Origin of the sequence: Streptomyces sp. CB02056, assembly GCF_001905545.1 — a bacterium.
GTDB lineage: Bacteria > Actinomycetota > Actinomycetes > Streptomycetales > Streptomycetaceae > Kitasatospora.
This window is the reverse complement of the sequence record NZ_LIPD01000023.1, coordinates 15,272-28,742: the sequence shown is the minus strand read 5'-3', so window position 1 is coordinate 28,742 and position 13,471 is coordinate 15,272. Positions and strand designations below refer to the sequence as shown.

The window sequence follows — 13,471 nt, the reverse complement described above, 5'->3', positions numbered from 1 at the left end:
GCTGCCGGCCCCGGGAAAATCCCGGGGCCGGCTGGCTCTTCCAGCTCGGGGGAGCGTACGGCGGGACAGTGACAGCCCGTACCGGTGAGCACTTCACCGCGCTGGTCAGGATCACTTGGCAATCGGTCAGGACCGCGTGTCAGAGGACATCGGGCTCAGCCCCGCGCTCGACCCGAGGCCCTGACCGGGTACCCGCCGGTGGCCCTGATCGTCACCGGCGCCGGAGCGATGTCCCGGTCAGTCTTCCAGGTCCGACGAGATGTTGAGACTGCCGTCCTCGACGACCCACTCGTGGTGGCCGAGCCTGCGGCCGATCTCCTCGAACCGGCTCAGCCGCGCCGGGCCAATGGGGATGAAGTACACCTTCATCGCCCCCTCAGGCCCCGGAGGACTCGCGCACCGTCAGGTCCGGCAGGAGGTCCAGGTGGTGCACCGGCAGGGCGGGGCCGGTGGCGGCCAGCCGGCGGACCAGGAGGTCCACCGCGGCGGCGCCTACGGCGCGCTTGGGCGGGGCCACGGCGGTCAGCGGCGGGGCGCCGAGGGCGGCGAACACGTCGTCGTAGGCGACCAGGGCGAGGTCCTCGGGGACCCGTACGCCGCGGGTGCGCAGCAGGGGCAGCAGTTGCAGGGCGTCCTGGTCGTTGTGCACGAGGGCGGCGCGGACCCCGTCGGCGACCGCCTCGGCGAGCCGGGCGGCGACGGAGTCGACGCCGGCGGCCGGGGTGCGGACGTCGATGACGGGTTCGGCGGGCAGGTCGAGGGTGCGGCAGGCGTCGGTGTAGCCCAGGCGGACCTGGTAGGCCGTCCAGGTGTCGGTGCGGGCCGCCAGGGCCACCCGGCGGTGGCCGAGGGAGGTGAGGTGGCGCAAGGCGAGCAGGACGCCGTGGCGGTGGTCGGAGCCGACCGCGTCGAGGGCCGCGGCGGGGCTGCCGGGGGCCGGGCGTCGTTCCAACAGGACGGCGGGGACGGGGAGTTCGGCCGCCCAGGCGTGGTCCTCGGGGCGGTCGGCGGCGGTCCAGTTCGGGGCGAGCAGAAGGCCCTGGGCGCCGGAGGCGAGGAGCTGGTCGACCTGGACGCGGTCGGCGCTGGCCTCGTAGGAGGAGATGCCGAGGACCAGGTGCGCGCCGGCCTCGGCAGCGGCGGTGCGCGCGCCGGCGATGACCTCGTCGAAGTACTGCACCACGGCGGGGACGAGCAGGCCCAGGGTGGGGGCCTCGGCGGGCCGGGGCGGCACGGGGGCGGGGGCGTCCGCGGGGCCGCCGAAGGAGACGGAGCCGTGGGTGCGGCGGAGCAGGCCCGCGTCGGCGAGGCCCGCGACGTCCCGGCGGACGGTGACGGCGGGCAGGCCGAGCCGCTCGGCGAGGTCCACCACCCGGACGGTGCCCAGGCCGCGCACCGTGTCGAGGATGCGGGCGCGGCGATCGTCCGCCGGGATCGGCATGGCACTCCCTGTCGGTGGGCCGGTCTGTCGAGGTGGACAGGAACCTACCATTCGGTCACCGGGCGGACGGCCGGTGCGGGGCCCCCGCGGGCCCGGGCCGGGGGCCGGCGCGCGCCCGCGGGGCGGGAGGGGTCAGGAGCCGTAGCGCTCCTCGGGGACGGCGGGGCCGAGGTCGGGGCCCTCGACCAGTTCGACGCGGTCGCCCGGGCGGTGGAGTTCGAGGACCAGCAGCTCGTTGGCGCCGGCCCGCCAGAGCGGCGCGGGGGCGTAGAGGGTGCGCTGCGGGCCGCGGTCCCAGTAGCGGCCGAGCGCGAAGCCGTTCAGCCAGACCATGCCCTTGGTGAAGCCGGGCAGGGCGAGGAAGCCGTCGGCGGGGGTGTCGACGGTCAGTTCGGCGCGGTGGAAGCCGGGGCCGTCGGCGGTGGAGGGCGCGCCGAGGGCGAGGGCCGTCAGGTCGTCGAGGGGCAGCGGGCGTATCTCCCAGCCGAACTGGTACTGCCGGTCGACCCGGACACCGCCGGTGATGCCCTTGGGGTCGTGCAGCAGCGGGCCGTAGTTGATCCGGCCGAGGTTCTCGACGAGCAGTTCCAGGACGGCGCCGCCCTCGGGCACCCGCAGCGGCAGGGCCTGTTCGGGGTGGTTGCGGTCGAGGACGCCGAGGGGTTCGCCGTCGAGGAAGACCTGGGCGCGGTCGGCGAGGCCGTCCACCCGCAGTTCACCGCGGGCGAGCGGGCCGCGCAGACGGGTGCGGTAGTGGATGAGGCCGAGGTTCTGGCCGAGCCGCTCCATCGGGAGGGGCTCGGGGAGGCGGTGCGCGGTGGAGAGTTCGCCGAGGGCGCCGCCGGCGCCGAGCAGCGGGCGGCCGGCGGTGACGGGGGCGCTGCGGGGGGCGAGGCGGGCGGGCAGCGGCGGCAGCGGGTGGGGGTTGGGGCCGAGGTGGCGTTCGATCACCGCGCGGAAGAGGTGGAACTTCTCGGTGAGTTCGCCGGCTTCGCCGACCGGGGCGTCGTAGTCGTAGCTGGTGACGTCCGGCTGGTAGCTCGTGCCGTCGTGGTTGGCGCCGTTCCACCAGCCGAAGTTGGTGCCGCCGTGGCCCATGTACATGTTGACGGAGGCGCCGGCGGCGAGCTGGGCGTCGAGGACCTCGGCGGCGTCCTCGGCGTCGCGCACGTGGTGCGGTGCCCCCCAGTGGTCGAACCAGCCGCACCAGTACTCCATGGTGACCAGCGGGCCGACCGGCTGGTGGCGGCGCAGGCAGGCGAGGGACTCCTCGGGGCGGGAGCCGAAGGTACCGGTGGTGAGGAGTCCGGGCACCCGGCCGCCGAGCTGGAAGCCGTCCTCGGCACCGTCGGCGGTGAACAGCAGGACGTCGACGCCGCGGGCGACCAGGGCGTCCCTCAGATGTTCGAGGTAGGCGGTGTCGTTGCCGTAGCTGCCGTACTCGTTCTCCACGGCGACGGCGACCACCGGGCCGCCGTGGGAGGAGAGCAGCGGGAGCAGTACGGGCACCAGGTGGTCGAACCAGGCGTCCACGGCGGCGAGGAAGGGCGGGTCGAGGCGGCGCAGCCGCATCGCGGGGTCGGCGAGCAGCCAGCCGGGCAGGCCGCCGAACTCCCATTCGGCGCAGATGTAGGGGCCCGGGCGGACGATGACGTCGAGGCCGAGGTCGCCGGCGGCGCGGACGAAGGCGGCGAGGTCGCGGTCGCCGGTGAAGTCGGCGCGGCCGGGGGCGGGCTGGTGGAAGTTCCAGGCGACGTAGGTCTCGACGGTGTTGACGCCCATGGCGCGCAGCCGGGTGAGGCGGTCGGTCCACTGTTGGGGGCGGATGCGGAAGTAGTGGACGGCGGCGGAGACGATCCGGTGCGGACGTCCGCCGCGCAGGAAGGTGTCGCCGTCGGTGGTGAGGGCGGGGTGGGGGGCCTGGTCGGCCATCGGGTCCTCCGCGGGAGGGGAGCGGGAGTGAGGGGGGTGTGGGGACCTCGGTGGGTCCGGGCGCACGGCTGCGCGGGTGGCCGCGGGCGGATCGGCGGCGGCCACCGTGGTCACCCTAGGAGTTCGGTGATCGCACGGTCAATCGATCGGCGATCATCGGCTTTATTGATCAATTTCCGATCGAACGATACTCTTCGATCGGAATATCATCGGCTGACCGCTTCCGGACGACGCGTCGGCCGGCACGACGGATGGAGGCCGGAATGGCCATCTCGGGGGAAGAGCGCCGCAGGCTGATCGTGTCGGCCGTCGGCGAACTCGGCGGGCGGGTCCGCCTCACGGAGCTGGCCGACCGGCTGGGCATCCCGGCCGTGACGGTCCGCCGGGACGTCGCCGCGCTCGCCGACGCCGGCCGGCTCTCCCGCTCGCACGGCTTCGTCTCCCTGGAACGCCCGGACGACGGCGCCGGGCCGCCGCTCGCCCCCGGCCCCGGGCAGGGCCGCGCCCTCGGCCTGCTGGTGCCCTCGGTCGGCTCCTACTTCGACGAGGTGATCGCCGGGGCCCGGGCCGCCGCCGCGGCCGCCGGGGCCCGGCTGGTCCTGGGCATCGCCCCGTACGGGGCGGGCGGCGACCGGCTACAGGCCGAACGCCTGCTGGAGTCCGGAGCCGAGGGCCTGCTGCTGGCCCCGGGGCTGGTCCCGGGCCGGACGGCCGAGGACTACGCCTGGCTGGACGCCCTGCCGGTGCCCGCCGTGCTGGTGGAGCGCCGTTCCCCCACCCCGGACGGCCCCGGGGCCGGACTGGACACCGTGGCCTCCGACCACCGGCACGGGGTCCTGAGCGCCCTGCGCCACCTGGCCGGGCTCGGCCACGGGAGCGTGCTGCTGGCCGCCCGCGGCGACTCCTGGACGGCCGCCGAGGTGCGGGCCGGATACCGGGAGGGCACCCGGCTGCTCGGACTGCCCGACCTGCCGGCGCTGGACATGCTCGGGCCGGGCAACCTGCCGGCCGATCCCGAGCCGCTGGTGGCACGGATCGCCGAGGCCGCGCGGTCCGGGACCCGGGCGCTGCTCGTCCACAACGACCAGGACGCGCTGCGGCTGGCGCCGCTGCTGCGCGCGTACGGCCTGGCGGTGCCCGCGGACGTGGCACTGGTCGCCTACGACGACGTCTTCGCCGCGCTCGCCGCGCCCCCGCTGACCGCCGTCGCCCCGCCCAAGCACGCGGTGGGCGCGGCGGCCGTCGACCTGCTGCTGCGCCGCCTGGCGGCGGGCGCCGAGCTGCCGGTGCACCGCACGGCGCTGCTCCCGGTCCTGCGCGTGCGCGCTTCCTGCGGGGCCGAGCAGACGGCCCCGCGGACGGGCGCCGCGACCCTGGGGTGAGGGGCGCGGCGCCGCCTCGGCCGGACAGGGCCTGAGGAACCCGTGTGCGCCTCAGCCCGGCAGCAGCGCGGACAGGTGGCGCGCCCCGCTGCCCAGCCGCGGTGCCAGGGGCGCGGCGCGCGGGTGCCAGGGGGCCTCGTACTCCCAGGCCGCCCAGGTGCCGGGCGGCAGCAGGTGCAGGCAGTCGGCGATCGGCAGCACTCCGGTGCCGAGCGGCAGCGGGGTGAGGTCGTCCGCCGAGGCGACGTCCTTGACCTGCGCGTAGCCGAGGTGGGGGCCGAGCGCGCGGTGGGTCCGTGCCGGGGTCTCGCCGGCCAGCCAGGTGTGCAGCAGGTCCCAGAGCGCTCCGACCGCGGGGTGGTCCACCCGGTTCAGCAGGGGTGCCAGGGCTGCCCCGGCGCGGTGGGAGTCGTGGGTCTCGACGAGGATCCGCACGCCGAGGGCCGCCGCCCGCGGGGCCGCCGCGCGCAGGCGGCGGACCGCGCGCTCGTCGGCCTCGGCCGCCGGGCCGGGGCCGCCGTGCGGGAAGACCCGCAGGTGGCGGCAGCCGAGGTCGGCGGCCAGCCGCAGGTGGGCGGTCAGCGCGGCGAGCACCGGCGCGTCCGGCCCGGGCGCGGCGACGCCGACGTAGGAGGCGAGGGTCAGCGGGAGGACCCCGGCGGTGGACAGCAGGCGGGCGGCGCGGCGGCGTTCGTCCGCGTCCAGCCCGAGGCGGACCGGCTGGTCGTCGGCGCAGCGCAGTTCGAGGCCGTGCCAGCCGTGTTCGGCGGCGAGGGCGGCGGCCCGGTCGAGCGGTGTCCCGGGCAGGCCGAGGGTGGCGAGGGCGAGGGGCACGGCGGTTCAGTCCCCTTCGGCGGGGTGGACGGTGACGGCGGCGGGTGCCAGGCGGATCCGCAGGCCCGGTGCGCCGGCGAGGCGGACGGTCAGCAGGACGGCCTCCGGGTCCTGCCCGTCCGGCCGGGCCGTCAGCTGGACGGTGTCCGCGAGCGCCGGCGGCCGCGCGACGGCGGTGAGCCGGGCGGCGCAGGCGAACAGGGCCGGGCCGTCGGCGGGAAGCTCGCCGGTGAGCACCGGCAGGGCGGCCTCGGGGCCGAACGCGGTACCGCCGGGGACGTGCTCGGCGCCGGCGGTGGTGAAGCCGCGCAGGGCGTGCAGCTCCGAGGCGAGCCCGCCGTCGGCCCGCACACCGGCACCGGCGCGCTGCCCGCCGTCGGCTCGCACTCCGGCACCGGCACGCTGCCCGGCGCCCCGGCCCGCGACGGCCCAGCCGGTCTGGGTGACCGGGGTGCCGGCCGGCCCGCCGGTGACCAGGTGGGCCCGGAACTCCTCGGCGCCGTGGGCCAGGGTGAGCGAGGTGACGGTGACGCCGGGCAGTTCACGGCCGCCGACGCGCGGGTGCCAGCGGGAGGCGGCCCAGCCGGGCCCGGTGCCGAGCGGGTGGACGCGGCCGCGTTCGGTGGGTCCGGCGTCGGTCAGCAGGGCGAGGTGGTTGTCGGCGGGGCCCTCGAAGGCCGGCCCGGTGGCGGTGGAGTGGGCGAGCCGCGCGTAGTACGGGTCGTCCGGGCCCACGGCGTCGGCGGGCTGGTCGTCGCTGCCGTGGTTGTGCAGCCGGACCAGGCCGTCGGCGGCGGTGGACTGCACCAGCCAGCCGGGCCCGTGCAGGGCGAGGACGGTGTCGCGCTCCTCGACGGGTGCGAGTCCCTCCGGCGCGGTCCACACCGGGTGGCCGGGCGGGAGCAGCAGGCCGAGGAAGGCGCTGCCGGCCCAGTACGGGGAGGCGGGGCCGGAGTAGACCTGGACGAGCCGGAGGTCGGGTCCGTGCCAGCCGAGGGTGAGCAGGCCCCGGTCGTCGACGGCGCCGCGGTCGAGGAAGTGGCGCAGGGCGCCGGAGGCGAGGCGGCGGGTGGTGCCGGGGGCGAGCGGGGTGTGGCCGGTCAGAGCCCCGGCCCAGAGCGGGGCGGTGGCGGCGAAGCGGTAGGTGAGCGAGCGGCCCTGGTGGACGGGCGCGCCGTCGGCCCCGAAGGTGTGGGCGTAGCCGGCCAGGTGGGCGGCGAGGCGCTCGCCGTACACGGCGCCCAGGGCCCGGTCGCCGGCGAGGTGGGCGTGCAGGACGGGGTACAGGTGCAGGGCCCAGCCGTTGTAGTGGTCGAAGGCGCGGGGGCGGCCGTCGGTGTACCAGCCGTCGCCGAGGTACCAGCGGTCGATGTGCTCCAGCCCGCGGCGGACGGCGGCGCGGGCCTCGGGTTCGGCGATGCCGGCCTCGGCGAGGAAGCCGCCGACGGACAGCGGGAAGAGCTGCCAGTTGTTGTCGTTGGGCACGCGGTGCAGGGCGTCGGCGAGCCAGCGGCCGACCCGGTCGCGGACGGGCCCGGACAGCCGGTCCCAGAGCCAGGGGCGGGTCAGGCGCAGGGCGAAGGCGATGGAGGCGGCCTCGACCATGGCCTGGCCCCGGTCGGTGATCAGCGGCCAGGACTCGCGGTCGCCGTCGGCGAGGTCGCGCTCGCCGGTGGGGGTGCGGGTGCCGGCGTCGAGTCCGGCGGCGTAGTGCGCCAGCAGGCCGTGCGGATCGGTGCCGCCCGCGCCGGCCACCCGCAGGGCGGCGGGCAGGAAGGTGCGGGCGAAGCCCTCCAGGGCGTCGGAGCGGCGCCCGGAGCGGCTCGGGCGGGGACCGGGCAGGTCGATCAGCGCCCCGGCGGGACTGGCGTGGGGGAGGACCGCGGTCAGCAGGCCGTCGGCCACCACCTCCCAGTGCTCCCTGGTCCAGCCGGTGTGCGGGCTGAGGTCGCGGTCCTCCGGGGGCAGGCGCATGAGGTCCTCCGTGATCGGGTGGTGGGCCGGAATCTAGGTAGTGCCTGATCGTTCGTCAAGCTGGAGCGATCAAATGAGCGGCTTGATCGGATTGTGATGTTGTCGCCGCGGCAGCGTATTGCCCCGATTTTCCGGCATTCCAGTGATCGCGAGGGCGGCTTCGGAAGCCCGGCAGGTCGATCATGTCAGATCATTTGATCCAAATCTCTTGACTCCGATCGCCTATCTGCTCAGGATGACAGCCAATCGCCCCCACCCTCTGACGGGTCCCGGCCGGAGCCGACCGTTTCCGGGCCCTGTGCACCCTCGTCCTAAGGAGCCCACCGATGCGCTCGACCCCCCTCTCCCGGCGCAGAGCCCTCCGCACCGCCGCCGCGGCCACCTCGGCCGCGCTCTGCGTCACCCTGCTCGCCGCCTGCGGCAGCAGCGGCGACGGGGCGGCGGCCACCGCCGCGGACGACGGCAAGCCGGTCAGCCTGACCTTCTGGGGCTGGGCGAAGGGCACCAAGGACGTGGTCGCCGCGTTCAACGCGAGCCACCCGAACATCCAGGTCGTCTTCGAGGAGATCCCGGCCGGCGCGGCCGGCGGCTACGCCAAGCTCTCCAACGCGGTGAAGGCCGGCAACGCCCCCGACGTCTTCAACGTCGAGTACCCGCAGCTGCCGGACTTCGTCAGCCAGGGCGCCGTCCAGGACATCAGCAAGCTGGTCGACGGCGACCTCAAGGCCAAGTACCTGCCGCAGGCCGTCGAACTCACCTCGCTCGGCGGCCGCACCTGGGCCCTGCCGCTGGACGCCTCCCCCCAGGTCTTCTACTACCGCAAGGACCTCTTCGCCAAGGCCGGCATCACCGTCCCCAAGACCTGGGACGAGTTCCGCACCGCGGCGCAGCAGCTGAAGGCAGCCCAGCCCGACACCCGCATCGCCACCTTCTTCCCCGACGACCCGACCACCTTCGAGGCGATGGCCTGGCAGAACGGCGCCCACTGGTTCGCCGCCGCCGACGAGGCCTGGAAGGCCGACCTGACCGGGCCGGAGACCCGCAAGGTCGCCGACTACTGGCAGAAGCTGGCCGACGAGGACCTCGTGCGCGTCATGCCGTCCTTCAGCCAGCAGTGGACCGCCTCCCTGCAAAAGGGCGAGACGGCCGGCTACCTCGGCGCCACCTGGGGCGGCGGCGTCCTGAAGGCCAACCTCGGCACCGCCCCCGAGGTCAACGGCACCTGGGCGGCCGCGCCGATGCCCAGCTGGGACGGCAGCCCCGCCAGCGGCATGCTCGGCGGCACCACCTTCGCCGTGTCCAAGGACAGCAAGAAGGCCAAGGCCGCCGTCGAGTTCGCCACCTGGGCGACCACCACCGCGGACGGCTTCAAGGCCCGGATCTCCTCCGGCACCTCCTCCGCCTACCCGGCCGCCACCGAGCTCGTGCCGGCCGCCAAGCAGGCCTTCAACACCGACTTCTACGGCGGCCAGGACCTCTACGCCCTCTACGCGGACGCCGCCAAGTCCGTCAAGCCGGGCTGGACCTGGGGCCCGGCGATGGGCGTCACCAACGGCTCGCTGAAGGACTCCTTCGGCAAGGTCGCCGGCCGGACCGGCACCATCGACGAGTCGCTCACCGCCGCGCAGCAGGCCACCCTCGCCGAGTTCAAGAACCGCGGACTGAAGGTCGCCCAGTGACCACCGGCACCCATCCAGGCCGTACCGCCCGCGCCACCGCCGGCCGGTGGCGCGGGCGGTACGGGGCACCGGCCGTGCTGCTCGCCCCGTTCCTCCTGCTCTTCACCGCGTGCACGCTGATCCCGATCGGCTACGCGATCCGGCTCAGCCTCTTCACCGAACACCGCTCCGGCCTCGGCTTCGGCGACGCCGAGACGGTCTTCACCGGGCTCGGCAACTACACCCGGGCACTGTCGGACGCGGCCTTCCGCGGCGGCTTCCTGACCGCCGCCCAGTACTGCCTGATCTACATCCCGCTGATGACCGGCCTGGCGCTCGTCCTGGCCCTGCTGCTGGACTCCACGCTGGCCCGCGCCCGGCGCTTCTTCCAACTGGCGCTGTTCATCCCGCACGCCGTGCCCGGCATCATCGCCGCGCTGCTGTGGATGTACCTCTACACCCCCGGCATCAGCCCCGTACTGGACGCACTGGAGTCCCTGGGCACCCAGCCCGACCCGCTCGGCCACCCGCTGCCCGCCGTCGTCAACATGGCGCTGTGGCAGTGGACCGGCTACAACCTGGTCATCTTCTACGCCGCGCTGCAGGCCGTCGACCGCTCCGTGCTGGAGGCCGCCGTCGTCGACGGCGCCGGGGAGCTGCGCACCGCCCTGAACATCAAGGTGCCGCTGATCCGGCCCTCGATCGCCATGGTCGGCCTGTTCACCGTCATCGGCTCGCTCCAGCTGTTCACCGAGCCGATGATCCTCTACGGCACCTCACCGGGCGTCACCTCCTCCTGGACCCCGAACATGTACGCCTACACGGCCGCCTTCGAACGCCACGACTACGGGCTCGCCGCTTCCGCCTCGGTGCTGCTGGCCCTCGCCGCGGCGGGGCTCTCCTTCGCCGTCACCCGGCTCACCCGGGGCCGCTCCGACCGCCGGCGGGAGGCCGACGCATGACCACCACCGCCACCCGCCCCAGCGGCGCCCCGCCCCGCCGCCCGGCCCGCGCCGCCCGGCCGCGCCGCCCCTGGACACTCTCCAAGACCGCCGTCAACGGCACCCTGGTCCTGGCCACCGTCTACACCCTGTGGCCGCTCGGCTGGCTGCTCACCGCCTCCGCCAAGAACACCGCCGACCTGCTCGGCGGCAACGCCCTGGGCGCCGACAACTTCCGGCTCGGCCAGAACCTGCACGACCTGGCCACCACCGGCGGCGGCATCTACTTCCGCTGGTACCTGAACTCGCTGCTGTACGCCGGGATCGGCTCGCTGCTGTGCGCGCTGGTGTGCGTCGCGGCCGGCTACGCCTTCCACGTCTACCGCTTCCCCGGCAAGGAGAAGGTGTTCGGCCTCGTGCTGCTGGGCGTGCTGGTGCCCACCACCGCGCTCGCCCTGCCGATGTACCTGCTGGCCTCCGAGCTCGGCATCGTCAACACCTTCTGGGCGGTCTTCCTGCCCTCGCTGGTCAACCCCTTCGGCGTCTACCTGGCCCGGGTGTTCTGCGCCGGCTACGTGCCGAACGAGGTCCTGGAGGCCGCCCGGATGGACGGCGCCGGGGAGCTGCGGACCTTCTGGTCGATCGGGCTGCGGATGGTGATGCCCGGCTTCGTCACCGTCCTGCTGTTCCAGTTCACCGCCATCTGGAACAACTTCTTCCTGCCGCTGGTGATGCTCTCCGACAGCCGGCTCTTCCCGGTCAGCCTCGGCCTGTTCAGCTGGAACGCCCAGACCAAGGCCTTCCCCGAGTACTACCCGCTGGTCATCACCGGCTCGCTGCTCGCCGTCGTGCCGCTCGTCCTCGCGTTGGTGCTGCTCCAGCGGCACTGGAAGGCCGGCCTGACCGCGGGGAGCGTCAAGTGAGCCCGAACCCCGCCACCGCCGCGACCGGCACCGCCACCACGCCCGCCCCTACGCCCGACCGGGAGACCACCGTGCCCGACGGCCGGCCCGCCAGCCGCCCCCGCGCCGTCCTCGCCATGCACCGCGAGCTCGCCGGGCGCCTGATCGACCCGCACACCATGGCCCGGCTCACCGCCCTGGCCGACCTCGACCCGGCACTCGTCCTTGACGACTTCACCACCCCCGAGGCCCGCGCGGCGCTCGCCGACGCCGAGGTGATCGTCTCCAGCTGGGGCTGCCCGCCGATCGACGAGGAGGTGCTGGCCGCCGCCCCGCGGCTGAGCGCCGTCATCCACGCCGCCGGCTCGGTCAAACACCACATCACCGACGCCTGCTGGCGCCACGGCCTCAAGGTCACCTCCGCGGCCTGGGCCAACGCCCTGCCGGTCGCCGAGTACACCGTCGCCGTCGTCCTGCTCGCCAACAAGCGGCTGCTGCCGATCCGTGAGGAGTACCGGCGCCGCCGCGCCCCCCACGACTGGCAGCTGGCGTACGGGGCTGCCGGAAACTACCGGCGCACCGTCGGCATCGTCGGCGCCTCCCGGATCGGCCGGCGGGTGATGGAACTGCTGCGCCCGCACGACCTGGACCTGCTGCTCCACGACCCGTACGTCGACCCCGCCGAGGCCGCCCGGCTCGGCGCCCGCGCCGTGGAGATGGACGAACTCTGCGCGGCCTCCGACGTGGTGAGCGTGCACGCCCCCGAACTGCCGGCCACCCGGCACCTGATCGACGGCCGCCGGCTCGCCCTGATGCGCGACGGCGCCACCCTCGTCAACACCTCGCGCGGCTCCCTGGTCGACCAGGAAGCACTGGTGCGCGAGGCCGCCTCCGGACGCCTCGACGCCGTCATCGACGTCACCGAGCCGGAGGTGCTGCCCGCCGACTCCCCGCTCTACGAGCTGCCGAACGTCTTCCTCACCCCCCACGTGGCCGGCTCGCTCGGCGGCGAGCTGCACCGGATGGCGGCCGCCGCCGCCGACGAGCTCGCCCGCTACACCGCCGGGCATCCGTTCGCCCACCCCGTCCTCGCCGAGGACGGACACCGCACCGCGTGACCCCGCGCCGCGCCCCCGTGCCGCGCGGCCCCGCAGCACGCTCCTCTCAGCACGTCCCTCGCACCACGTGCTCCCCGCACCAGCAACGAATCGGAGAACCCCATGCCCCGCAGGGTGATCGGCATCGTCATGAACGGCGTCACCGGCCGGATGGGCTACCGCCAGCACCTGGTCCGCTCCATCCTCGCCATCCGCGACCAGGGCGGCCTGCCGCTCGGCGACGGCGACACGCTGTGGCCCGAGCCGATCCTGGTCGGCCGCAGCGCCGACAAGCTCAAGGACCTCGCCGACCGGCACGGCCTCACCCACTGGACCACCTCGCTCGACGAGGCCCTCGCCCACCCGCTCGCCGAGATCTACTTCGACGCCCAGGTCACCCCCGCCAGGGAGACCGCGCTGCGCACGGCGATCGCCGCCGGCAAGCACGTCTACACCGAGAAGCCCACCGCCGAGTCGCTGGAGGCCGCGCTCGACCTCGCCCGCCTCGCCCGCGACGCCGGGGTGTGCAACGGCGCCGTCCAGGACAAGCTCTTCCTCCCCGGCCTGCGCAAGCTCAAGCGGCTGGTGGACGGCGGGTTCTTCGGCCGGATCCTCTCCGTGCGCGGCGAGTTCGGCTACTGGGTCTTCGAGGGCGACTGGCAGCAGGCCCAGCGGCCGTCCTGGAACTACCGCGCCGAGGACGGCGGCGGCATGGTCCTCGACATGTTCCCGCACTGGCGCTACGTGCTGGACGGCATCATCGCCCCCGTCCGCTCCGTGTACGCGCACACCGCCATCCACATCCCCGAGCGGACCGACGAGCGCGGGCAGGTCTACCGGGCCACCGCCGACGACGCCGCGTACGGCGTCTTCGAGCTGGAGGGCGGCATCACCGCCCAGATCAACTCCTCCTGGGCGGTCCGGGTGGACCGCGACGAACTGGTGGAGTTCCAGGTCGACGGCACGGAGGGCAGCGCGGTCGCCGGGCTGCGCGAGTGCCGCTTCCAGCACCGCGCGGCGACCCCCAAGCCGGTCTGGAACCCGGACCTGCCGGCGACCGAGCCGTTCCGCGCGCAGTGGCAGCGGGTGCCGGACAACGAGGAGTTCGACAACGGATTCAAGGCGCAGTGGGAGCTCTTCCTGCGCCACGTGACCACCGGCTCCCCGTACCACTGGGACCTGCTCGAGGGTGCCAAGGGCGTGCAGCTCGCCGAACTCGGCCTGCGCTCCGCCCGCGAGGGACGCCGGATGGACGTCCCCGAGCTGTCCCTGTGACGGCCGCCGGCCGCATCCGGGCCGGCCACCGAGCA

General features: G+C 74.8%; 11 protein-coding genes. 6 read left to right on the top strand and 5 right to left on the bottom strand.

The features are described 5' to 3' along the window. Positions 1–237 precede the first annotated feature (237 nt). The 3 genes from AMK13_RS46220 to AMK13_RS37810 form a co-directional block, all read right to left on the bottom strand. On the bottom strand, positions 238–369 hold the full coding sequence (locus AMK13_RS46220) for a hypothetical protein (RefSeq protein WP_274538713.1): 132 nt from the start codon (positions 367–369) through the stop codon (positions 238–240). 7 nt (positions 370–376) lie between these two features. Continuing rightward, positions 377–1,441 (bottom strand): substrate-binding domain-containing protein, encoded by a 1,065-nt coding sequence (locus AMK13_RS37815; RefSeq protein WP_074006090.1) that lies wholly within the window; start codon positions 1,439–1,441, stop codon positions 377–379. A 132-nt stretch (positions 1,442–1,573) separates the two neighbouring features. After that, on the bottom strand, positions 1,574–3,373 hold the full coding sequence (locus tag AMK13_RS37810; RefSeq protein ID WP_079272883.1) for a glycoside hydrolase family 35 protein: 1,800 nt from the start codon (positions 3,371–3,373) through the stop codon (positions 1,574–1,576). A gap of 263 nt (positions 3,374–3,636) precedes the next feature. Between AMK13_RS37810 and AMK13_RS37805 the strand changes: the two genes are divergently transcribed. After that, positions 3,637–4,755: a substrate-binding domain-containing protein gene (locus AMK13_RS37805; protein WP_074006089.1), complete on the top strand. Its 1,119-nt coding sequence runs from the start codon at positions 3,637–3,639 to the stop codon at positions 4,753–4,755. A gap of 51 nt (positions 4,756–4,806) precedes the next feature. Here the strand turns inward: AMK13_RS37805 and AMK13_RS37800 are convergent, their stop codons facing one another. Beyond that, entirely contained in the window at positions 4,807–5,589 is a 783-nt protein-coding gene (locus tag AMK13_RS37800; protein ID WP_074006088.1) for a sugar phosphate isomerase/epimerase family protein, read from the bottom strand. A gap of 6 nt (positions 5,590–5,595) precedes the next feature. Then, complete coding sequence (locus tag AMK13_RS37795; protein ID WP_074006087.1) at positions 5,596–7,563, bottom strand: DUF2264 domain-containing protein; 1,968 nt, start codon at positions 7,561–7,563, stop codon at positions 5,596–5,598. 326 nt (positions 7,564–7,889) lie between these two features. On the opposite strand from AMK13_RS37795, the gene AMK13_RS37790 reads away from it, so the two are divergent. The 5 genes from AMK13_RS37790 (at position 7,890) to AMK13_RS37770 (ending at position 13,436) form a co-directional block, all read left to right on the top strand. Beyond that, positions 7,890–9,242 carry an ABC transporter substrate-binding protein gene (locus tag AMK13_RS37790; protein ID WP_079272882.1) on the top strand — a complete coding sequence of 451 codons (1,353 nt, stop codon included), beginning with the start codon at positions 7,890–7,892 and terminating at the stop codon, positions 9,240–9,242. Further along, positions 9,239–10,183 (top strand): carbohydrate ABC transporter permease, encoded by a 945-nt coding sequence (locus AMK13_RS37785; RefSeq protein WP_049657191.1) that lies wholly within the window; start codon positions 9,239–9,241, stop codon positions 10,181–10,183. The genes AMK13_RS37790 and AMK13_RS37785 overlap by 4 nt, the downstream gene beginning before the upstream one ends. Then, positions 10,180–11,085: a carbohydrate ABC transporter permease gene (locus AMK13_RS37780; protein WP_049657190.1), complete on the top strand. Its 906-nt coding sequence runs from the start codon at positions 10,180–10,182 to the stop codon at positions 11,083–11,085. Before AMK13_RS37785 ends, AMK13_RS37780 begins: the two co-directional genes overlap by 4 nt. A gap of 116 nt (positions 11,086–11,201) precedes the next feature. Beyond that, positions 11,202–12,182, top strand: a complete 981-nt coding sequence (locus tag AMK13_RS37775) for a hydroxyacid dehydrogenase (RefSeq protein ID WP_074006233.1) — start codon at positions 11,202–11,204, stop codon at positions 12,180–12,182. 102 nt (positions 12,183–12,284) lie between these two features. Next, a complete protein-coding gene (locus tag AMK13_RS37770; protein ID WP_074006086.1) occupies positions 12,285–13,436 on the top strand; it encodes a Gfo/Idh/MocA family protein in 1,152 nt (383 codons plus the stop codon). The last annotated feature ends 35 nt before the right edge of the window (positions 13,437–13,471 follow it).

Excerpts from the sequence above, each read along its gene's own strand:
- AMK13_RS46220 (WP_274538713.1), bottom strand. The coding sequence starts at position 369 with ATGAAGGTGTACTTCATCCCCATTGGCCCGGCGCGGCTGAGCCGGTTC.
- AMK13_RS37815 (WP_074006090.1), bottom strand. The coding sequence starts at position 1,441 with ATGCCGATCCCGGCGGACGATCGCCGCGCCCGCATCCTCGACACGGTG.
- AMK13_RS37810 (WP_079272883.1), bottom strand. The coding sequence starts at position 3,373 with ATGGCCGACCAGGCCCCCCACCCCGCCCTCACCACCGACGGCGACACC.
- AMK13_RS37805 (WP_074006089.1), top strand. The coding sequence starts at position 3,637 with ATGGCCATCTCGGGGGAAGAGCGCCGCAGGCTGATCGTGTCGGCCGTC.
- AMK13_RS37795 (WP_074006087.1), bottom strand. The coding sequence starts at position 7,563 with ATGCGCCTGCCCCCGGAGGACCGCGACCTCAGCCCGCACACCGGCTGG.
- AMK13_RS37790 (WP_079272882.1), top strand. The coding sequence starts at position 7,890 with ATGCGCTCGACCCCCCTCTCCCGGCGCAGAGCCCTCCGCACCGCCGCC.
- AMK13_RS37780 (WP_049657190.1), top strand. The coding sequence starts at position 10,180 with ATGACCACCACCGCCACCCGCCCCAGCGGCGCCCCGCCCCGCCGCCCG.
- AMK13_RS37775 (WP_074006233.1), top strand. The coding sequence starts at position 11,202 with ATGCACCGCGAGCTCGCCGGGCGCCTGATCGACCCGCACACCATGGCC.
- AMK13_RS37770 (WP_074006086.1), top strand. The coding sequence starts at position 12,285 with ATGCCCCGCAGGGTGATCGGCATCGTCATGAACGGCGTCACCGGCCGG.